Origin of the sequence: Rathayibacter sp. AY1E2, from assembly GCF_002932325.1 — a bacterium.
Taxonomy (GTDB): Bacteria; Actinomycetota; Actinomycetes; order Actinomycetales; family Microbacteriaceae; genus Rathayibacter.
In genome coordinates this window covers 32,226-52,602 of sequence record NZ_PSVO01000019.1, presented here as the reverse complement: position 1 = coordinate 52,602, position 20,377 = coordinate 32,226, and the positions used below count along the sequence as shown (strand labels likewise).

Genomic DNA, 20,377 nt, shown 5'->3' with positions numbered 1-20,377 from the left:
GTCGGCATGGCCCGCATCGCCGTCGTCCCCGGCTCCTTCGACCCCGTGACCCTCGGTCATCTCGACGTGATCGAGCGGGCCGCGCGCCTGGTCGACGAGCTGCACGTCGTGGTGGTGCACAACCCCGCCAAGACGGCGCTGCTGCCGATCGCCCAGCGCGTCTCGCTGATCGAGCAGTCGATCGCGGAGGCCGGGGTCGAGGGGCGGATCGTCGTCGCCTCGTGGAGCATGGGCCTGCTCGTCGACTACTGCACCGACGTCGGCGCGAGCATCCTGGTGAAGGGCATCCGCTCGCAGGTCGACGTGGCGTACGAGACCCCCATGGCGATCGTGAACCGCAACCTCGCGCACGTCGAGACGGTGTTCCTCCTGCCCGATCCCGCACACGCCCACGTGTCGAGCTCGCTGGTGCGGCAGGTCTCCTCCCTCGGCGGCGACGTCGCCCCCTACGTGCCGCCCGCGGTCGCCGCGTACCTCGCCGCCGGCTGAGGCGCCGCCGATCGTCCACTCGGGTGATCTCGGGCCGTGGACCCGTGCGCCCGCGGCAGCCGGGAGAATGGACCGGTGAGCGAGACGCGCGTGCAGGCCTGGGCCCTCGACGGCATCCCGGAGGTGACTCCCGGTGACGACCTGCTCGAGCTGATCCTCGCGGCCGTCGTCGCCGCCGCCGAGGAGGACCGGCCCGCGGACGGCGACATCCTCGTGGTCACGAGCAAGATCGTCTCGAAGGCGGAGGGGCGCGTCGTCGCCGCGACCGACCGCGAGGACGCGATCACGGCCGAGACCGTCCGCGTCGTCGCCACCCGGGCGCACGGCTCCGGCGTCACCCGCATCGTGGAGAACCGCCTCGGGATCGTGCAGGCGGCGGCCGGAGTCGACGCCAGCAACGTCGCGGAGGGGACGGTCCTCCTCCTCCCCGTCGACCCGGACGCCTCGGCGCGGGCCCTCTGCGCGGGCCTCCGGGACCGGCTCGGCGTGGAGGTGGGCGTGCTCGTCAGCGACACCCTGGGCCGCGCGTGGCGGGTCGGGCAGACCGACGCGGCCATCGGGGCCGCCGGCGTCCTCGTGATCGACGACCTCCGCGGCGGAGTCGACGCCCTGGGGCGCACGCTCGGAGTGACCATGCCGGCCGTGGCGGACGAGATCGCCGCACTCGGCGATCTGGTGAAGGGCAAGGCGAGCGGTCGCCCCGTCGCCGTCGTCCGCGGGCTCGCCCGCCTGGTGACGGGGATCGAGAGCCCGGGCGCCCGCACGCTGACCCGGACGGGCCCCGACGACATGTTCCGCCTCGGCGCCGACGAGGCGTTCGCCGAGGGCTTCGCGGCCGGAGCCGCCTCGCGCGAGGAGCGCGCGTGACCGGCTGGAGCGCGGTCGTCGTGTTCAAGGGCCGCGGCGGCTCGAAGACGCGCCTCGACGTGCCGGGCCGCGCGGCGCTGGCCGAGGCGTTCCTCCTGGACACGCTCGCCGCCGTGGCCGCCGCGGAGCCGGTGGCGAGCCTTCTCCTGGTCACCTCCGACGCCGGTGCGGCCGACCGCGCACGGGCGGAGCACCCGCAGCTGGTGGTGGTGCCCGACCCGGGGACCCTCGACGCCGCCGTGTCCGGGGGAGCCGAGGCCGCCCTCCACCGCCGGCCGGGCGCCCCGGTGATCGTGCTGACCGGGGACCTGCCCGCCCTGCTGCCGTCGGACCTCTCCGAGGCGCTCGCGACGCGGTCGCTCCCGGCCGTCGTCCCGGACCGCGAGGGGAGCGGCACCACGGCGCTCCTGCTGGCGGCCGGAGCCCTCGTCGCTCCGGCGTTCGGCCCGGGCTCTCTGGCCCGGCACCGCGACGCGGGCTGCGCCGTCGTCGTGCTGCCAGGCTCGTCGACGCTGAGGCTGGACGTCGACACGCTCGCCGATCTCGGAGACGCGGAGGAGGCCGGCGTCGGCCCGCACACCTCCCGCGCGCTGGCCGCAGCGGCCTGACGCGCAGGGAGTCCGAGCCGCGGACGCGATCAGCCGGCGAGCAGCCCCGCCTCGAACGCCGCCGTCAGGCCCGCGTCGATCGCGAGCGGTGCGCCGTCGACCGAGCGGACGGGGATCGCCCGCCGGGTGCTCGACACCAGCCACGCCGCATCGGCACCGGTGAGCGCCGAGACCGGCAGCTCGCGGCGCGACGACGCGAGCCCGCGGCGCTCGCCCAGCGCGAGGACCCGCTCGACCGTCGTGCCGGCGAGCACGCTGTCCGAGAGCGGCGTCGCGAGCACCCCGTCGCCGAGGAGCACCAGGCTCGACGTCGCCCCCTCGAGGAGAAGCCCGTCGCTCGTGCGCCAGACCACGTCGTCCGCGCCCCGGGACGCCGCCTCGCGCAGCGCCGCCCGGGTGACGGCGCCCGAGGTGGTCTTGACGCCCGGGAGCAGCCACGGCGCGAGCGGACCGCTCGCGTACCTGCGGTCCAGCACGACGACGGCCGCGCCCTTCTCCCGAAGCGCGCTCGAGTCGGGAGTCGGAGCCGCGCGCACGGTGCACCGGGCGGAGTCGCTCGAGCCGTGGGCGGCGATGAAGCGGACCGTCAGGTCGTCGACCCGGTCGTGCTCCGCCACGGCGAGGTCGACCGCTCGGGACCAGAGGGGCGCCTCCGGGATCGTCAGCCCGACGGCCCGGGCCGATCCGGCCAGCCGCGCGAGGTGCTCGCCGAGCGCGCGGGGACGTCCGTCGAGGACCGCGACGGTCTCGAAGACCCCGTCGCCGCGGAGGTAGCCCGCCTCGTCGACGCGGACGAGCGGACCCTCCGGGTCGCGGAGGACGACGGCGCCGGAGGTGATCTCGACCAGGACGGGGGTGCTCATCCGCCCATCCTGCCCCCGGCGGAGCCTCAGCGGGGGAGGAGGCCGCTCGCCACGTCGGACGGCTCGACGATCTCGCGCCACGGCTCCGGCCGGAGTCCTGCCGAGCCGAGCACGTCGGCCCCGGCGAGGAGGTCCACGTCGAGACCGGTCAGCTCGCCGATCGCGGCGACCGGCAGCTGGAACGTCCTGAAGCCGCCGAGCGGCACCAGGCCCTCGCGCACCCGCTCCACGAGCTCGCTCTGGTCGAGCAGGTACGCGCTCGTCGCGAGCGTCGATCCGTCCGGGCTCCACGCCGCGATCTTCCAGAAGCGGCGGGGGATGCCCGTACCGCGGTAGACCGGGTCGTCGTCCGCGAGCACGGGCCCGGTGAAGACGCTCAGGCGCGTGCGCCAGGTCTGCGCGTACTCGAGCACCAGCGTCTCGAGCCCGAGCCACAGCTCCTGCGACTGGTTGAAGCCGCTCGCCTGGGGCGCGGCGTTCGTGTAGCAGAAGCTGTCGCGGTTGGCCGCGGCGGCCTCGTCCCGGTCGCCCCAGACGGGGTCGCGGCGGCGGACCAGGTGGCCGCGGTCGAGGTCGTTGCGGGCGTACACCTCCGGCCCGGTCTGCTCGGAGGCGGGGATGCGGTCGTCGAGGTGCCAGTCGTCGCCGCGGCCGAGCTCGACCGGGCGCGCGCCGTCGATGTTCACGGCCGTCGAGACGGCCAGGCGCCGCTCCGGATCCAGCAGCACCTCGAAGTGCGTGTACGGCAGGAGCCGCACCGGGCGCTCGACCCTCAGGCGCGGCGCACCCGCGGGGACGCCGAGGAAGTCCGCGTCGAAGCTCACTCCTCGACCTCCGCCGTCGGAGTCGCCGTGGCTGTCGCTGTCGGGGTCGCCGTGGGCGTCGCCGGGGGAGCCTCGGTCGCGGGGACTCCCGTGCCGGTCGGAGCCGGAGCCGGTGCCTGGGTGGCGGGAGCCGGGACCTGCGAGCCGTTGCTGATCAGCAGGGCGATGTCGGAGTAGCGCGCGACGGTCGTGCCCGCGGCCGGGTCGGTGCCCGCCACCACGCCGGCGGGGAGCGACGAGTCGATGGTCGCCCCCTCCTCGACGTCGAAGCCGAGGTCCTCCAGCGCCTCCGTGGCGTCGTCGACCGAGCGGCCGGAGACGGTCGGCACGGCGATCTGGCGGCCGTTCAGCAGGGCGCTGCTGGGCTCCTCGAAGTCGTCCCCGCCGTACTTCTGGTCGGCGCGGGTCATCACCGAGTTCCAGATGTAGTGGCGGATGTTGGAGGCGTACGGGCGGCTCTCGAGCTCCGTGTTCGGGAAGCGGACCTCGCGCATCGAGGTGTGGCCGTCGATGTTGCCCACCCAGACCACGGTCGCGACGCGCGAGCTCGCGCCGTCCATCCAGGTCGACTCCGCGTTGTCGGTGGTGCCCGTCTTGCCGATGTGCTCGATGCCGTCGTCCGGGTCGGACTGGGCGGCCGTGCCGCCGGTGACGACGCGCTGCAGGGCGTAGTTCGCGACCGCCGTCAGCTCGGGGCTGAGGGCCTGGTTGCAGGTGGAGGTCGGCGGCTGGACGGCGGCGCCGGTCGCGTCGGTGATCGCGTCGATGGCGATCGCGGAGCACGCGGTGCCGTTGTTGGCGAAGCCGGCGAAGGCGGTGACCATCGAGAGGGGGGAGATGAGCGTGTCCGAGCCGAGGACAGCGGACGGCTTGTAGTCGACCTCGCCGCCGTCGGCCGCCTTCACGCCGAAGCCGACCGCGCGGTCGCGGATCGCGCAGAGGTCGAGCTGCTGCGCCATCGAGACGTAGACGGTGTTGATCGACTGCATCGTGCCGGTCAGCACGCTGTAGCTGCCGTTCTCGCTGTCGTCGTTGTTGACCTCGTAGGAGGTGTCGAGCTCGCCGCCCGGCGCGCAGCTGGCGGGGAAGCCCGAGAAGGTGCGCTCGCGGCCGTTGATCGTCTCGTTCAGGGTGCGTCCGCTCGCGAGCCACTGCGCGAGCGTGAACACCTTGTAGGTCGATCCGACCTGGAACCCGGCGGAGCCGCCGTAGGCCGTGTCGGTGTTGAAGTTGACGGCGGAGAAGTTCGCGCCGTTGACGGCGCCGGCCGCGTCGTAGTCCTTGTTCTGCACCATCGCCAGGATCCGGCCGGTGCCGACCTCCATCGAGACGGTCGCGCTGCCGATGTTGGTGTCGAGGGTGGGGACCTTGGGGACGGCGTTGTTCGTCGCGTTCGCCGCGGTGTCCTGCAGGTCGCGGTCGAGCGTCGTGTAGATCTTGTAGCCGCCGCGCTGGAAGTTCGCGAGGCGGGTGTCCGCGTCGTCGCCGAACGCCGGGTCGTTCTGGACGACGCGGGTGATGTAGTCGCAGAAGAAGGCCGCGTTGCCGGCGGTCTGGCAGCCGGTGGGCGTCTGCGTGATCGCGGGGACGACCTCCTCGGCGACGGCGGCGTCGTGGTCGGCCTGCGAGATCTTCCCCTCCTGCAGCATCTGGTCGAGGACGTAGTCGCGGCGGATCTTGTTGTCCGGGATGTTCTCGGGCTGGTCGATCCTGAGGCCGTTGGGGTTGTTGACCGTGGCGATCAGGCTGGCGGCCTGCGCGAGGCTCAGGTCGGCCGCGCTGGTCGAGAAGTAGTACTCGGCCGCCGCCTGGATGCCGTAGACCTGGCCGCCGAAGCCCGCGATGTTGAGGTAGCCGAGGAGGATGTCGTCCTTGCTGTACTTCTTCTCGAGGTCGACGGCGAGCTTCATCTCCTTGAGCTTGCGGCTCGGAGTGGTCGCGGTCGCCTCCTCGTAGGCGGCCTCCGAGGCGGCCTCGTCGGTCGCGCTCAGCGACTCCGCCTTCTGCACGAGGACGTTCTTGACGTACTGCTGGGTGATGGAGGATCCGCCCTGGAGGTCACCGCCGACGATGTTGCTGAGCACCGCGCGGATCGTGCCCTGCAGGTCGACGCCGCCGTGGTCGTAGAAGCGCGGGTCCTCGGTCGAGACCGCCGCGTCCTTCACGGACTGGCTGACCTGGTCGAAGGCCACCTCCTCGCGGTTCTGCGCGTAGAAGGAGGCGAGCAGCTCGTCCGAGCCGTCGGTGCGCTTGGCGTAGATCTCGGTCTTCTGGGCCAGCTGGCCGAGCTCGAGGTACTCGGGCACCGTCTCGAACAGCCCGATCGGGTTGTTCTCGGCGAGACCGGTGACGGCGAGGGCGGGAGTGACCCCGACCGTGATCAGCAGGCCCCCGGCGAGGCTGGCTCCGACGATCCCGAGGACCCGGGCGAGCACGCCGCCGCGGGCGGTTCCTTGCGCAGACATGGCTACGAGAGTAGGCGACGAGTCTGGATCCGTCGTGCGGCCGCGCTCGGGGGCCCGGATGCCCGCCCTCCCGGCCCCGGGAGCGGCGGCCGCCGGTACGGTGAGCGGGTGACCAGAGCCCGAGCATGACCGCCTCCGCCGACCCCGCCGAGACGCGCCGCCGCGCGGTGCTCGTGGTGGCCGTCCTCGCCTCCTTCGTCGCCTTCCTCGACGGCACCGTCGTCAACGTCGCCCTGCCCGCCATCACCCGCGAGCTCGGCGGCGGGCTCGCGGTGCAGCAGTGGGTGGTCGACGGGTACCTGATCACGCTCGGCGCGCTGATCCTCGTGGCCGGCTCGCTCGCCGACCGCATCGGCCGGGCCCGCAGCATGACCATCGGCCTGATCGGCTTCGGCGTCACCTCGCTGCTGTGCGCGCTGGCCCCCACCGCCGAGGTCCTCATCGTGGCGCGGATGCTCCAGGGTGCCGCCGGCGCGATCCTCGTGCCCAGCTCGCTCGCCCTCATCATCGCGACCGTCCACGGCGCCGCGCAGGCCCGGACCATCGGTGCGTGGACGGCCTGGACCGGCACGGCGACGATCGCCGGGCCCGTGCTCGGCGGCCTGCTGGTGGACGCGGGCTCGTGGCGGTACGTCTTCGCGCTCAACCTGCTGCCGATCGCGGTGACGCTGGTCCTGCTGCGCAGGCTCGGCGCGGTCGACTCGGGGACCCGGGTGCCGATCGACGGCGTCGGCGCGGTGCTCGGGGTGATCGGCCTGGGAGGGCCGGTGTTCGCGCTGATCGAGCAGGAGCGGCTCGGGATCCAGCATCCGCTCGTGCTGACCGCCCTGATCGGGGGAGTCGCCGCCCTCGTCGCATTCGTCGTGTGGGAGCGGCGCGCGGCGCATCCGATGCTGCCGCTGTCGCTCTTCGCGTCGCGGAACTTCACCGTCGGCAACGTCTCGACGGCGTTCGTCTACGGCGCGCTCTCCTTCGGCTTCTTCGCGCTGGGCCTGTTCCTGCAGCAGACCCTGGGCTTCTCGGCGACCCTGGCCGGGCTCGCGACGCTCCCGCCGACGATCCTGCTGCTCCTGCTCTCGCAGGTCTCCGGGTCGTTGTCGGCGCGGTTCGGCCCGCGGCTCTTCATGGGCGTCGGACCACTGATCGCCGCGGCCGGGTTCCTCCTGCTCTCCTTCGTCGACGAGGGCGCCGACTACGCCACGCAGCTGCTCCCGGGGATCCTCCTCTTCGGCTTCGGCCTCGCGGTGACGGTCGCCCCGCTGACCTCGACGATCCTCGGCGCGGTCGAGGACGGGCACAGCGGAGTCGGCTCCGCCGTGAACAACGCGGTCTCGCGCATCGCCGGGCTGGTCGCCATCGCCGCGACCTCGCTCGTGGTCGGAGACTCGCTCGACGTCGAGGGCTTCTCCCGTGCCGCCGTCGCGACCGCCGCCCTCCTGGTCGCCGGCGGCGTCGTCTCCCTCCTCGGCATCCGCAACCCGGCTCCCGCCGACCGCTGACGACCGCTCCGGGGAGCGGCACCGACCCCCGTCCGGGGTGCGGCGCCCCGTGTTCACGCAGTGTCCGCCGATCCTTCGACGGAACGTGGATGAAATAGTTGTCGCTACATGGAATACTGATCGACGTCGATGCGCTTGCATACATCGGACGGGGACGCTCTCCCCGCGACGACCGTCACACTCGAGGAGAAACCATGACCGACACCGTCAGCATCCCCGGCTACAAGGCCGGCACCTGGGTCATCGACCCCACCCACAGCGAGGTCGCGTTCAGCGTCCGCCACCTGATGATCAGCAAGGTCAAGGGCAAGTTCGAGCGCTTCACCGCGACGTTCACCACCGGCGAGAACCCGCTCGACTCCAAGGTCGAGGCCACCGCCGAGGTCGCCTCCGTCAACACCAACGAGCCCAACCGCGACGGCCACCTCCGCACCGGCGACTTCTTCGAGGCCGAGAAGTACCCGGAGATCCACTTCGTCTCGACCGCCGTCCGCCCGAACGGCGACGACTTCCTCGTCGACGGCGAGCTCACCATCAAGGGCACCACCAAGCCCGTCACCTTCGAGGTGGAGTTCGGCGGCTTCGGCACCGACCCCTACGGCAACTACAAGGCCGGCCTCACCGCCAAGGCCACCATCGACCGCACCGACTTCGGTCTGACCTACAACGCGGCCCTCGAGACCGGTGGCGTGCTCATCGGCGAGAAGGTCACCATCACCCTCGACCTGCAGGCCGCCCACCAGGCGTAGTCCGAGCCGATCGACCGGAGCCGTCCCTCCCCCCGGGGAGCGGACGGCTCCGTCGTTCCCGGAGCCGGTCCGGGATCAGAGGATGCCGAGCTCCGTCAGCTGCTCGGAGATGCCCGCGCCGTCGGGCGCGAAGACCCAGGTCGTGCCGCTGGTCAGGGAGCGGTCCTCGGCCTTGGAGCGGCCTCCCGCGAGCACCGCCTCGCCGGTGGAGAGCTGGCGGATCGCGATCGCCGCGACCTTGTCGGGGTGCTCGTCCGCGAAGTCGGAGTAGATCTCCTCGTCGTGCTGCCCGTCGTCGCCGACCAGCAGCCAGCGCACGTCCGGGAACTCGGCCGCGAGTCGGCGGAGGTTCATCTCCTTGTGCTGCTTGCCGCTGCGGAACCAGCGGTCGTGCGTCGGGCCCCAGTCGGTCAGGAGGAGCGCTCCGGCCGGGTACAGGTGCCGCGACAGGAAGCGGGTGAGCGCCGGGGCGACGTTCCACGCGCCGGTGGAGAGGTAGATGACCGGGGAGCCCTCGTACTGCCGGGCGAAGCGGTCGAGGAAGACCGCCATGCCGGGCGTGGGCATCCGGGCGTGCTCGTCGAGCACGAAGGTGTTCCAGGCGGCGACGAAGGGGCGGGGGAGCGCGGTGACCATCACCGTGTCGTCCACGTCCGACACGACGCCCAGCCGCGCCTCCGGACGCACGATGAAGACGGGCGCCTCGACGGGCTTCGAGCCCGCGGTCGAGAAGGTGATGGTGTGCCAGCCGGGCTCGAGCGTGATCGGGAGGTCCGCGTCGACGACTCCGCCGCGGTCGGCCGTCACCCGATGGGTCTGCCCGTCGGCTTCGACGGTCACGACGGCCCCGCTCACGAAGACGCTGGTGAAGCTCCGCCAGCCGCGCACGCCCTCGACGGGGCGGACCTCCTCGACCCCGGGAGGGGTCGGCCGCGTGTAGAGGACGCGGGCCAGGACGCGCAGCTGCGTCGTCGAGCCGTAGCCGGTGTAGGCGATGACCCTCGGGACGTAGCCCTTGCGCTTCACGCGCCTCATCCGGAAGGAGTGGAGTCGGTCCTCGAGGCGGGCGGCGCGGTGCATGACCTCCGCCTTGCCTGCGCTCAGGGGCTTGCTCTCGGGCGTCAGCGGCATCCGCCCAGTCTGTCAGACCGGATGCCGGACCGCAGATCGCGCTCTCACGCGATCGTCAGGCTCCGGTGGGCTCGATCAGCTCGGCGCCGTTCGCCGAGACGGAGCCCACGGCTGCACCGACGCCGTGCACCTCGAGCTCCTCGGCCAGCTCGGCCGCGCCCTCGGCGGCCGCGCGCAGCAGCTCGCCGTCCCCGGGGGACGCCGGGTCCAGCCAGTCCTCGATCAGTTCCGGCTGCAGCAGCACGGGCATCCGCTCGTGCACCTCGGCGAGCGGCCCGGCGGAGGGGCGGGTGAGGACCGTCGCCGAGAGCAGCCACGGAGAGCCCGGCTGGGCCGAGCGCCACCACTCGTAGAGACCGGCGAACAGGAGGAGCGAGCCCTCGCCCGGCGAGACGTAGACGGGTGCCTTCGCCCCGTCCGCGCCGACCCGCCACTCGTACCAGCCCGAGGCGGGCACGATCGCGCGCCGGGAGGCGTAGGACTCGCGGAACGACGGCTTCTCGGCGACGGACTCGATCCGCGCGTTGAACAGCGGCGGCCCCGCGGACGGGTCGGCGGCGGAGCGGGGCACCAGGCCCCAGCGGGCTCCGGCGAGCCGACGCCGCGGCGGGCTGCCCTCCTCGACCCCCTTCATCGACTCCGCGACGACGGCGATCCGCTGGGTCGGCGCGATGTTCCAGGACGGCTCCGGAAGGTCGGCGCCCGGCTCGTCGATGTCGAAGAGCGCCACCAGGTCGGCGGTGGTCTGCGAGAGGACGAAGCGTCCGCACATGGTTTCTCCCGGGTGGATCGGACCCGCGGAGCCGTCGCCCTTCCGGGGGCGCGAAACACGAGGGACTTTCGATGAGACGACCCCGACCGGCGGTCGCCGTGCGTACGATTGTAGGAACCACGACCGAAGGAGCCCGCCGTGCCTCTTGGAAACCTCGTCGATCGACCGTTCGGTGAATCGTCCCAGGTCCGCAACGAGCCGGTGCAGGTGCGCAGCGCCGCCCGTCTCGCCTCGCTGCTCGACGCGGCGGCCGCCGTCGTCGACGAGGTCGGCTTCGACCGCCTGACCACGGCGATGGTCGCCGAGCGCGCGGGAGCCGCGATCGGCACGGTCTACCGCTACTTCCCGGACCGCATCGCCGTCCTCCAGGCGCTGCGCGAGCGGGCCCTCGAGCGCTTCCGCCGCCGCGTCATCACCGAGATCCGCGACACCCACCCGGGCAACTGGTGGGGCGCGGTCGACTGCGCGATCGACGCCTTCTGCGAGATGCACCGCAACGAGCCGGGCTTCCGCTCCATCCGCTTCGTCGACACGATCCACGCTCCCGAGGTCGCGGGCGAGGCGTTCGAGGCCGGCTTCTTCGCCCGCCGCTTCGCCGAGATCCTCGCGTCCGAGTACGGCCTCCCGGGCGGCGCGCAGCTGTCCTTCCGCCTCGAGGTGACCATCGAGGTCGCGGACGCGCTGCTCACGCGCGCGTTCCTCATCGACCCCAACGGCGACCAGCGCTTCATCGACGAGAGCCGCTCGCTGCTGCGCCACTACATGACCTCGCACTACGGAGCCGTCGAGGAGTCCTGACCCGCTAGGGCTGTCAAGGCCCTAGTCGTTCCCGGAACATCCCGCAACACTTCGCGGTCCGGGTTGGCAGGCGGCTGCCAATGGTGTTTTCCTTGCGGCCTGGCCCCGTTCGGGGCCGCGGGCCGTGCAACGGCCGGACGCGCGGAGCGAGAGCGGGCACAGTCGTGGACCAGGGACAGATCGGCGCGCACACCGCCGGACGGCGGGCGGCCTCGTGATCGAGTTCCGCAACGTCAGCAAGCAGTACCCGGACGGCACTCGGGCGGTCGACGACTTCTCGCTCGTGCTGCCCTCCCGGCAGACGACCGTCTTCGTCGGCTCCTCGGGCTGCGGGAAGACCACGATCCTCCGCATGATCAACCGGATGATCGAGCCGACCTCCGGCACCATCGAGATCGACGGCGAGGACATCTCGTCCCTGCCCGCCGTCGCGCTCCGCCGCCGCATCGGCTACGTGATGCAGAACTCCGGCCTCCTGCCGCACCGCAAGGTCATCGACAACATCGCGACCGTGCCGCGGCTGAACGGGGTCGCCAAGAAGCAGGCGCACGCCCGCGCGCTCGAGCTGATGGACACGGTCGGACTGGACCGTGCGCTCGCCGCCCGGTACCCCAGCCAGCTCTCCGGCGGCCAGCAGCAGCGCGTCGGCGTGGCGCGCGGCCTCGCGGTCGACCCGAACATCCTGCTGATGGACGAGCCGTTCGGCGCGGTCGACCCTCTCGTGCGCGCCGACCTGCAGCGCGAGACCCTGCGGCTCCAGGACGAGCTCGACAAGACCGTGGTCTTCGTCACCCACGACATCGACGAGGCGTTCCTGCTCGGCGACCAGGTCGTCATCCTCGAGAAGGGCGGCCGGATCGCGCAGAAGGGCTCGCCCGCCGAGATCCTGGCGAACCCCGCGAGCGAGTTCGTCGCCGGCTTCGTCGGCGCGGACCGCGGCAAGCGCTCGCTCCGGATCGAGGAGCGCGACGGCGCCCGCATCGTGGTCGACGGCGACGGGCGTCCGACCGGAGTGCTGCGCGCGCAGGACGGCCCCGCCGCGTGAACTGGGTCGTCAACAACACGGACGCGATCGTCGCGAACCTGCTGGCGCACCTGGCCCTGTCGGTCCCGCCGATCCTGCTCAGCTTCCTCGTCTCGCTGCCGTTCGGCTGGTTCGCGAACCGCTACCGCTGGAGCCGCGGCACCCTGCTGACAGGGCTCGGCGTGCTCTACGCCATCCCCTCGCTGGCAATGTTCATCCTGCTGCCGGTCCTGCTGGGCATCCCGCTCCGCTCGACCGCCAACGTGATCACGGGCCTCACCCTCTACGGCGTCGCGCTGATGGTCCGCACCACCTCGGACGCCTTGGGCGCGGTGTCGGACGACGTCCGCCAGTCGGCGACCGCGATGGGCTACTCCGGCTGGGCGCGCTTCTGGCGGGTCGAGTTCCCGCTGGCCGGTCCGGTCCTGCTCTCGGGCCTGCGCGTGGTCACGGTCAGCACGGTCAGCCTGGTGACGGTCGGCGCGGTGCTCGGGATCCAGAGCCTCGGCCTGCTCTTCACCGACGGCTTCCAGCGCGGCATCACCGGTGAGATCGTCACGGGCATCGTCCTCACGATCGTCCTCGCGCTGGTGCTCGACGGACTGCTGGTGCTGATCGGCCGTCTCCTCATGCCCTGGACGGCTCTGGACCGCACGCGCCGCTCGCGCAGACCGGTCGCGGTCGAGAGGGCGGTGACGTCGTGAACCTCATCGCCGAGGCCTTCGCCTGGATCGCCGACCCCGCGCACTGGACCGGGGTCTACGCGATCCCGACCCGTGTCGCCCAGCACGTCGGCATCAGCCTGCTGGTGCTCGTGATCGCGGCCGCGATCGCGATCCCGATCGGCTACCTGATCGGGCACACCGGGCGCGGCAAGGGCATCGCCGTGCCGGTCGCAGGCGGCCTGCGCGCCCTGCCGACGCTGGGCGTGCTCGTCCTCGCGGCGATGAGCCTGGGGCTCGGCCTCGGCGCTCCGGTGATCGCCCTCGTCGTGCTCGCGATCCCGTCGGTGCTCGCCGGCGCGTACTCCGGGCTCGAGGCGGTCGACCGCCGCACGGTCGACGCGGCGCGCTCGATGGGCATGACCGAGTGGCAGATCCTGACGAAGGTCGAGATCCCGCTGGGGCTGCCGCTGCTGATCGGCGGGCTCCGCTCGGCGGCGCTGCAGATCATCGCGACCGCCACGCTCGCCGACTACATCGGCGCCGGCGGCCTCGGGCAGTACATCTTCCGCGGTGTGAAGTCGGGGGACTACCCGCAGATGCTCGCCGGCTCGATCCTGGTGATCGTGCTGACGCTCCTCAGCGAGGTCCTCTTCGCCCTCCTCCAGCGGCTCGCCGTGCCGCGCGGAGTCGTGCTCGGCCTGGCCGGCACCGCCGGCCGCACAGGTTCCCGCGCTTCGTCGCCCCGACGACGCGCGGTGATGGGAATCCCCATCGAAGAAGGGAAATAGCAATGTTCACAGCACATTTCACGAAGGGCCGTGTCGCGCTCAGCGCACTCGCGGTCGGTGCCGTCGTGGCACTGGCAGGGTGTTCCTCGAGCGATCCGCTCGATGAGGGATCGGGTGCGACTGCGGGCAGCGAGACCATCGTGGTCGGCTCGCAGGACTACTACTCGAACGAGATCCTCGCCGAGATCTACGCGCAGGCCCTGGAGAACGACGGCTTCACCGTCGACCGCCAGCTGCGCATCGGCCAGCGCGAGATCTACCTGCCCGAGATCGAGAGCGGATCCATCGACGTCTTCCCGGAGTACGACGGCAGCCTCCTGCAGGCGCTCGAGCCCGACGCGACGGCCACCACCGCCGACGACGTGTACTCCGCGCTCGGCGACGCGCTGCCCGACGGCCTCCGCGCCCTCGACGCCGCCGAGGCCAGCGACCAGAACTCGTACACCGTCACCCAGGCCTTCGCCGACAAGTGGGACCTGACCGACATCGCGTCGCTCAAGAACGTCACCGACCCGATCGTGGTCGGCGGCAACTCCGAGCTGCAGACGCGCCCCTACGGGCCCGACACCCTGCAGTCGAAGTACGGCATCACGACCACCTTCCAGGCGATCGAGGACAGCGGCGGATCGACCACCGTCGACGCGCTCACCAGCGACCAGATCCAGCTGGCGAACGTCTACACGGCCGACCCGAACATCCAGAAGAACGACCTCGTCGCTCTCGAGGACCCGGACGGACTGTTCGTGGCCGACAACGTCGTGCCGATCGTCTCGAGCAAGATCACGGACGACGCGGCCGAGGTGCTGAACGCGGTCAGCGCGAAGCTCACGGCGGACGACCTCGTCGCCCTCAACTCCGAGAGCGTCAACGAGCAGAAGTCCGCGTCCGCGATCGCGGGCGAGTGGCTGAAGTCGGCGGGTCTCGTCGACTGATCCTCCGCGGATCCACGCCCGGAGGCGCGTCACTCGTCGAGGTGACGCGCCTCCGCTCTGTTCAGGAGCTTCTTCCCGAGGAGCACGAGCAGGGCGAAGACGACGATGACGCCCACGAAGACGTAGCCGGCGCCGTGCAGGCTCTCCGAGAGCTCCCGGTAGCTGCCGGCCGCGGCTGCGCCGACGCCGACGTAGGCGGACGACCAGAGCACGCACGCCGGGATCGTCCAGGCCATGAAGGTCCGGTAGCGCATCCCGCTCATCCCCACCGTCAGCGGGATCAGCGAGTGCAGCACCGGCAGGAAGCGCGAGAGGAACACGGCGAACCCGCCGCGCCGCGCGAGGTAGCGCTCGGCCTTCAGCCAGTTCTTCTCGCCGAGCCGGCGTCCCAGGCGCGACGCGCGGATCCGCGGCCCGAACCAGCGGCCGAGGTAGAAGCCGACGGACTCGCCGCAGAGGGCGCCGATGACGACCGTGACGGCCAGCGCCGCGAACTGCAGCGGGCTGGTCACGCCGGTCGCGCTGACGATCACGATCGTGTCGCCGGGGACGACGAGGCCCGCCAGGATCGTGGTCTCGAAGAAGATCGCGAGTCCGGCGAGGAGCGTCCGCCAGACCGGGGGGACGCTGACGACGAAGTCCAGGATCCCGGTGAGGGTGTCGTTCACCGGGCGCCCCCGCCCGCCGCGGACTCGATCGGGGGCTGGGGCCGACGGCGGCTCCGGATGCTCGGCATGGCTCGATCGTAGGGGCGCACGGCTGGGCGGCGGCAGGGCTGCGCCCGGGAGGCCGGTGGACGCCGAGCGGTCAGGGGACGGCGACGAGCGCGGAGGCCGCCGGGCCGGTGCCGTTCGCCGTGACCGCCTGCACTGAGAGGGTGTAGCTGCGGCCCGGGACCAGCTTCGTGAAGGTCTGCGAGCGCTTGGTCGCGGCGACCACGGCGCTCCAGGCTCCGGCTCCGCTCGTGTCGGACCCGTCGCGCGACACCCGGTAGCCGGTGACCGCCGAGCCACCGGTCCCCGCGGGGGGCGACCACGCGAGCGTCGCCGTGCCGTCCGAGCCCGCCGTGGCGGTGACCGCGGTCGGCGCGCCGGGGAGCCCGGCGGCGACGAGGGTCGCCGTCAGCGTGGTGCTGCTCCCGGGAGTGACGACGCTGTGCGAGGCGGCGCCGCCGTCCGACCAGGACGAGAACCGGTAGGCCGTGCCCGACGCGTCGGTCTGGTCCGGGACCTCCAGCTGGAGGGCCGAGCCCGCCCACGAGACGACGGTCGTGCCTCCGGCGACCTCGGTGCCGTTGACGACGACCGTCCGGCCGGCGGGAGCGGTGGCCAGGGTGACGGAGACCTTCTGCGGGGAGAACGTCCGCGTCGCCGTCGTCGACACTCCGCTCGAGTCCGTCGCCGTGACGCTGATCAGGAGGTCGCTGTCCGCGGCGGCGGCGAGGTCCTCCGGGCCGGGGGCGACGAAGGAGAGGTCGTTCCCCGTCAGCGGCCCGAGGAAGGGATGCGTGTGCTGAGCGTGGCGGCGCTGGACGGTCCAGGTGAGCGCCGAGGCGGGCAGGACGCCGTCCTCGGCGTCGGTCGCCGTGGCGCGGAGGCCGTAGCTCCGGCCCGTCACGAACACCCCTCCGTCGGCGGGTGCGGTGATGCTCACCGTCGGGGCACTGTCGCCCGAGGTGATCCTCGTCGTCGCGGGTGCGGAGACGGCTCCCTTCGGATCGCGGACGCGGAGGGACGCGGTCCAGCTGCCGGCGGCGTAGCTGTGGGTGAAGGTCGGGCCGGTCGTGATGCGGTCGGGGGTGCCGTCGCCGAACGACCACAGGTAGGTCAGGGCACCGCCCTCCGGGTCGCTGCTGCCCGAGCCGTTCAGCCGCGCGGCGAGAGGAGCCGCGCCGGAGGAGGGGGCGGCGGTGAGGGTCGCGGTCGGGGCGCGGTTCGCCGCGGCGGTGTAGGCGAGGCGCCGGACCTCGCCGCCGTTCGCGTAGCTGGTGTAGAAGAGGTCCTGGGTCCCGCGCGAGGGACCGAAGGCCATGGCGACGGCGCTGCTGCCGCCGAGGCCGGTCACGAGGTCGCCGGCCGCGCCGGTGCGGCCGAGGGTCCGGATCTTCCCGCACACGTAGTCGCCGAAGAGGTACGCGCCGTCGTAGGCGGCCGGCCAGACGCCGCGGGGGACGTAGGCGCCGCCCGTGATCGAGGCGCAGCCGCTGCTGTGCGCGTAGTCGTGGACCGGGTCGGTGAGCCCGGCGGGCGCCGCGGCTCCGCAGTTCGAGGCCGAGCCGGTCTTCGCGCAGTGGCCCTCACGGGTGTTCCAGCCGTAGTCGGCGCCGGCGACGCCCTGGTCGATCTCCTCCCAGGCGTCCTGGCCCACGTCGTTGATGCGGAAGACGGTGCCGGTCGCGTTCGGGTCGAAGGCCATCCGGAACGGATTGCGCAGGCCGCTCGCGAAGGTCTCGCGGCAGCGCACGCCCGCGGCGGCCGGGGCGAGCCGGCAGGAGGCGGTCCCGGTGCCCAGGTAGGGGTTGCCGGCCGGGACGCCGCCGGTGAGGGTGATCCGGAGGATCTTGCCGTTCAGGATGTTCGGGTCGCGGGCGGCGTCGTTCCGGCCGCCGCAGCCGCTGCCGCCCGGCGAGCCGACTCCGCCGCGGTAGTCGCAACCGCCGTCGCCGACGCTGACGTAGAGCAGGCCGTCCTTGCCGATGGCGAGGTCGCCGCCGTTGTGGTTGCTCGCGGGGGAGTAGATGCCGTCGAGGAGGACGCGCTCGGAGGCCGGGTCGATGCGGTCGTCGGTGCCGAGCTGGAACGAGGAGACGCGGTTGCGCGGGGCTCCCGCGGGATTCACCGTGCCGCCGGCGTTGGTCGGGCAGGAGGAGTCGGAGCCCTTCGCGGTGTAGTAGACGACGACGGTGCGCGAGCCCGGTGCCGGGTCGACCGCGAGGCCGAGCACACCGCGCTCGCCGTTGGCGCAGACCTTCGAGCGCAGGTCGAGGGCCGGAGTGGCGACCAGGCCGCCGGCGCGGATCACCCGGATCGCTCCGGTCTGCGAGGAGACGAGGGTGCGCCCGTCGGTCGTGAAGGCGAGGGCGGTCGGCGCGGGGACGGCCGCCACCCGCGAGTCGGTGAAGCCGGCGGGCACGACGGGAGCGGCGGACGCCGGACCCGCGGGCCCGGCGACGAGCGCGGCGGCCGTGATCGCCAGGACGGTGAGCAGGGCGAGACCGCGGGGGCGGATCCTCGAGCGGGGCATCGGTGACTCCGAGACGGTCGGCGCTGCTGAGCGAGCGGCGGTCTGCGGCGGTGCAGAGGGCGCTGTCGGCGATGACGCGGGGCCAGGATAGGCGCGCGCGGCGGAGGGGCCGTGTCCCCCTTCAGGGTCAACACTGGGGGCTCCGGGCGCGGTGTCCCCGGGCCGCTCACGTCGAGCGGGGCTGCAGTGCGTCGGCCCGCCGGTTCACTCCAGAGCGGGCAGGACCACCGCGCGGACCGCCTCCGAGAACCGGGCGTAGCCGGCCTCGTCGAAGTGCAGGCCGTCGTCGACGAAGAGGGAGGGGTCGACAGAGCCGTCGGAGGTGACGAGCGCGTCGGCGGTGGGGACGAAGGTGACGCGGTCGTCCGTCTCGGCGTAGGCGCTGACCGCGGTGTTGGCGGCGCGGACCTCGGCGCCGACGGAGGCGCGGGCGGGCGTCTCCGCGATCTCGACGTAGAACAGCTCGGCGTCGGGGGCGACCTCCTCCACGCGCTGGAGGTACTCGACGACGGCGCCGGCGGTCTGGGCGCCGGTGCGCGAGCCCTCCTCGCCGCTGATGTCGTTCGCTCCCACGTACACGATCACGGCGCGGGGATCGAAGGGGGCGACCATGCGGTCCAGCCACGCGAGGTGATCGGCGACGGTCGTGCCGCCGATCCCGATGTTGTAGGTCTCGAGCGGGCGCAGGTCCTCCTTGGAGGTCGTCCAGCGGCCGATCGTGGAGCTGCCCGTGAGGACGATGCTGTGCTGCGGGAACCCGGCGGCGAAGCGCTTCTCGAGACCGGCGACGCGCTCGGCCATGTCGACGGAGGAGGTCGGGCCGGGGTCGGGGGAGCTCGCGAGCGGAGCGCCCGCGCCTCCGCTCCGCGAGGCGAGCGAGAGGGCGATGCCCGCGCCGGCGAGGACCAGCGCGAGCACCAGCAGCGCGACCAGGAGGCGGAGGCGGATGCGGCGGGGGCCGGGGGCGGAGCCGGGGGGCATCGCTCGAGTCATGGCTCGATCCTCGGGCATCGGCGGGGGCGCGTCGTCCACGAGGCGGTCGGCCGAGGACCCGCGCACCCGGTGGCCGTCTCTCCGTCACCGGATCGCCGTGATCGAATACGCGCAGAACATCACAGAGGATGCACAGCCGTGCGACACTTGCACATCGCCATCGTCATCGTCGCCGCCGGCCGACTTCCGATGGACGATCACGACGAGGACTCATGGCACGCGCACGCATCACCTGGGTGGACACGGCGAAGGGCATCGCGATCATCCTGGTCGCCCTGGCCCACTCCGTGCAGTGGACCACGACGGCCGGGATCGCCCCCGACTCGTGGAACGAGATCAACCTCCTCCTCATCACCTTCCGGATGCCGCTGTTCTTCCTCGCCTCGGGGCTGTTCGCCGGCTCCGTGCTCACCCGGTCGTGGCCGGAACTCTGGCGTTCGCGGCTGAGCCTGCTGGTCTGGGCCTTCCTGCTCTGGTCCGTGGTGCGGTTCCTCTTCTTCCTGGTGGTGCCCAACCCGGGCGGCACCGACGAGTCCGACCCGCTCGCGCTGCTCCTCCAGCCGGTGATGCCGCACAACGGGCTCTGGTTCCTCTACGCGCTCACGATCTTCTTCGTGGCCGCCAAGCTCGCGCAGGGCCGGATCGACTGGCGGGTGCAGATCGGCATCGCGACCGCGATCGCCGTGGTCTGGTACGCCGTCCGCTCCAGCACCTCCGAGGGCACCGGGAACATCGCCTGGGACGGCATGGCCCGCTACCTGATGTTCTTCCTGCTCGGCCTCTACCTGCGGAACGCGGTGATCGCGTTCGTGGAGCGCCGCGGGATCCTCAGCGGAGTCGGCTTCGGCGTGCTGTTCCTCGTGCTCGCCGGCGTGATCCTCGCCGTCCGCGCCCGCTTCCCGCTGCTGACGATCGGGCTGGTCCTGGTGAGCGTGCTGGCGGTCCTCGCCGGGCTCGTGGTCGCCCGCTTCCTCTCGAACCGGCGCGGCGCGGGCTGGATCACCTTCATCGGCCGCAACACGCTCCCGGTGTACGTGGTGCACGTCCTCTTCGTCTCGCTCGCCACGAGCGCCCTGCTGCTCTTCGACGGAGAGCGCTGGCTCGACGTCATCGGGCCGGTCGTGCCGCTCCTGGTCTGCGGGATAGGCGTCGCGGCAGCACTGGGCTACTGGCGCCTCACCCGCGACCTGCCCGTGCTGAAGTACGGCTTCCAGGCGCCCGCCTGGTTCTCCGGCTCCCGCTCGCGCGTCGACGCCGGCTGACCGCGGGGCGCCCGCCGACGGCGCCTCGGCATCGGCCCCGGGAGTCTCTTCACCGGGCGAGTCCGTCGATGCGTCGCGCGGTGAACGGATTCCCAGAGCCGATCTCGCGGATGTGCGCCTGGGAATCCGCTGAAGGCCTGTGAGAGGAAGTCTCAGCGCTCCGTCGACCGCTTGATCGCTCGGCGTCGAGAGGCCGGCGGCGGCGCGTCCGACGGAGGCGAGCCCCGCTCGGCAGTCGCCGCGCGGGGGACTCCCTCGACGTCGAGAGGGACTGTCTCGACGTCGAGCGACCGGTCGGCGGGCGCGCTCGGAGGGGCGTCCGGGGCCACCCCGGAAAGGGTGCCGCCAGGAGCTCGCGGAAGGCCGCACATCCGCCCCAGTACTGGGATCGAAGGCCGTCGGACC

The 20,377-nt window shown here is 72.5% G+C and carries 19 protein-coding genes; 11 read left to right on the top strand and 8 right to left on the bottom strand.

What is annotated here, in order from left to right:
* The first annotated feature begins 6 nt into the window (after positions 1-6).
* From coaD to cofC, 3 genes are all read left to right on the top strand, one after another.
* On the top strand, positions 7-489 hold the full coding sequence (gene coaD / locus C5C49_RS13090) for a pantetheine-phosphate adenylyltransferase (protein ID WP_104223138.1): 483 nt from the start codon (positions 7-9) through the stop codon (positions 487-489).
* A 75-nt stretch (positions 490-564) separates the two neighbouring features.
* On the top strand, positions 565-1,356 hold the full coding sequence (locus C5C49_RS13085; RefSeq protein WP_258068471.1) for a coenzyme F420-0:L-glutamate ligase: 792 nt from the start codon (positions 565-567) through the stop codon (positions 1,354-1,356).
* Entirely contained in the window at positions 1,353-1,964 is a 612-nt protein-coding gene (gene cofC, locus C5C49_RS13080) for a 2-phospho-L-lactate guanylyltransferase (protein WP_104225626.1), read from the top strand. The genes C5C49_RS13085 and cofC overlap by 4 nt, the downstream gene beginning before the upstream one ends.
* A 29-nt stretch (positions 1,965-1,993) precedes the next feature.
* Here the strand turns inward: cofC and C5C49_RS13075 are convergent, their stop codons facing one another.
* The 3 genes from C5C49_RS13075 to C5C49_RS13065 are packed head-to-tail and all read right to left on the bottom strand — an operon-like array spanning position 1,994 to position 6,116.
* Positions 1,994-2,827 (bottom strand): aminotransferase class IV, encoded by an 834-nt coding sequence (locus tag C5C49_RS13075; protein ID WP_104346331.1) that lies wholly within the window; start codon positions 2,825-2,827, stop codon positions 1,994-1,996.
* A 26-nt stretch (positions 2,828-2,853) separates the two neighbouring features.
* Positions 2,854-3,651, bottom strand: coding sequence for a DNA/RNA non-specific endonuclease (locus C5C49_RS13070; RefSeq protein WP_258068470.1), 798 nt, complete (start codon positions 3,649-3,651; stop codon positions 2,854-2,856).
* Positions 3,648-6,116 carry a transglycosylase domain-containing protein gene (locus C5C49_RS13065; protein WP_104346330.1) on the bottom strand — a complete coding sequence of 823 codons (2,469 nt, stop codon included), beginning with the start codon at positions 6,114-6,116 and terminating at the stop codon, positions 3,648-3,650. Before C5C49_RS13065 ends, C5C49_RS13070 begins: the two co-directional genes overlap by 4 nt.
* 125 nt (positions 6,117-6,241) lie before the next feature.
* Between C5C49_RS13065 and C5C49_RS13060 the strand changes: the two genes are divergently transcribed.
* A complete protein-coding gene (locus tag C5C49_RS13060; protein WP_104346329.1) occupies positions 6,242-7,615 on the top strand; it encodes a DHA2 family efflux MFS transporter permease subunit in 1,374 nt (457 codons plus the stop codon).
* Between the two features lie 194 nt (positions 7,616-7,809).
* Complete coding sequence (locus tag C5C49_RS13055) at positions 7,810-8,364, top strand: YceI family protein (RefSeq protein WP_104346328.1); 555 nt, start codon at positions 7,810-7,812, stop codon at positions 8,362-8,364.
* 75 nt (positions 8,365-8,439) lie between these two features.
* Here the strand turns inward: C5C49_RS13055 and C5C49_RS13050 are convergent, their stop codons facing one another.
* Both C5C49_RS13050 and C5C49_RS13045 read right to left on the bottom strand, forming a co-directional pair.
* Positions 8,440-9,495 (bottom strand): App1 family protein, encoded by a 1,056-nt coding sequence (locus tag C5C49_RS13050; protein WP_258068469.1) that lies wholly within the window; start codon positions 9,493-9,495, stop codon positions 8,440-8,442.
* 55 nt (positions 9,496-9,550) lie between these two features.
* Positions 9,551-10,267, bottom strand: a complete 717-nt coding sequence (locus C5C49_RS13045) for an SOS response-associated peptidase (RefSeq protein WP_104346327.1) — start codon at positions 10,265-10,267, stop codon at positions 9,551-9,553.
* Between the two features lie 138 nt (positions 10,268-10,405).
* Between C5C49_RS13045 and C5C49_RS13040 the strand changes: the two genes are divergently transcribed.
* From C5C49_RS13040 to C5C49_RS13020, 5 genes are all read left to right on the top strand, one after another.
* Positions 10,406-11,065 carry a TetR/AcrR family transcriptional regulator gene (locus C5C49_RS13040; RefSeq protein WP_104223107.1) on the top strand — a complete coding sequence of 220 codons (660 nt, stop codon included), beginning with the start codon at positions 10,406-10,408 and terminating at the stop codon, positions 11,063-11,065.
* 214 nt (positions 11,066-11,279) lie between these two features.
* The gene (locus tag C5C49_RS13035) at positions 11,280-12,110 is read left to right on the top strand and encodes an ABC transporter ATP-binding protein (protein WP_104225631.1); all 831 of its coding nucleotides are present in this window, start codon (positions 11,280-11,282) and stop codon (positions 12,108-12,110) included.
* A complete protein-coding gene (locus C5C49_RS13030; RefSeq protein WP_104223109.1) occupies positions 12,107-12,793 on the top strand; it encodes an ABC transporter permease in 687 nt (228 codons plus the stop codon). The genes C5C49_RS13035 and C5C49_RS13030 overlap by 4 nt, the downstream gene beginning before the upstream one ends.
* Positions 12,790-13,542, top strand: a complete 753-nt coding sequence (locus C5C49_RS13025; protein WP_104225632.1) for an ABC transporter permease — start codon at positions 12,790-12,792, stop codon at positions 13,540-13,542. Before C5C49_RS13030 ends, C5C49_RS13025 begins: the two co-directional genes overlap by 4 nt.
* 2 nt (positions 13,543-13,544) lie before the next feature.
* Positions 13,545-14,474 (top strand): ABC transporter substrate-binding protein, encoded by a 930-nt coding sequence (locus tag C5C49_RS13020; RefSeq protein ID WP_104223111.1) that lies wholly within the window; start codon positions 13,545-13,547, stop codon positions 14,472-14,474.
* 29 nt (positions 14,475-14,503) lie between these two features.
* Here C5C49_RS13020 and C5C49_RS13015 read toward each other — a convergent pair whose 3' ends face one another.
* The 3 genes from C5C49_RS13015 to C5C49_RS13005 form a co-directional block, all read right to left on the bottom strand.
* On the bottom strand, positions 14,504-15,142 hold the full coding sequence (locus tag C5C49_RS13015) for a DedA family protein (protein WP_104223112.1): 639 nt from the start codon (positions 15,140-15,142) through the stop codon (positions 14,504-14,506).
* Positions 15,143-15,281: 139 nt separating this feature from the next.
* On the bottom strand, positions 15,282-17,717 hold the full coding sequence (locus C5C49_RS13010; protein ID WP_181135782.1) for a PQQ-dependent sugar dehydrogenase: 2,436 nt from the start codon (positions 17,715-17,717) through the stop codon (positions 15,282-15,284).
* 204 nt (positions 17,718-17,921) lie between these two features.
* On the bottom strand, positions 17,922-18,710 hold the full coding sequence (locus C5C49_RS13005; protein ID WP_181135781.1) for a GDSL-type esterase/lipase family protein: 789 nt from the start codon (positions 18,708-18,710) through the stop codon (positions 17,922-17,924).
* 212 nt (positions 18,711-18,922) lie between these two features.
* On the opposite strand from C5C49_RS13005, the gene C5C49_RS13000 reads away from it, so the two are divergent.
* Positions 18,923-19,972 (top strand): acyltransferase family protein, encoded by a 1,050-nt coding sequence (locus tag C5C49_RS13000; protein WP_104348320.1) that lies wholly within the window; start codon positions 18,923-18,925, stop codon positions 19,970-19,972.
* The last annotated feature ends 405 nt before the right edge of the window (positions 19,973-20,377 follow it).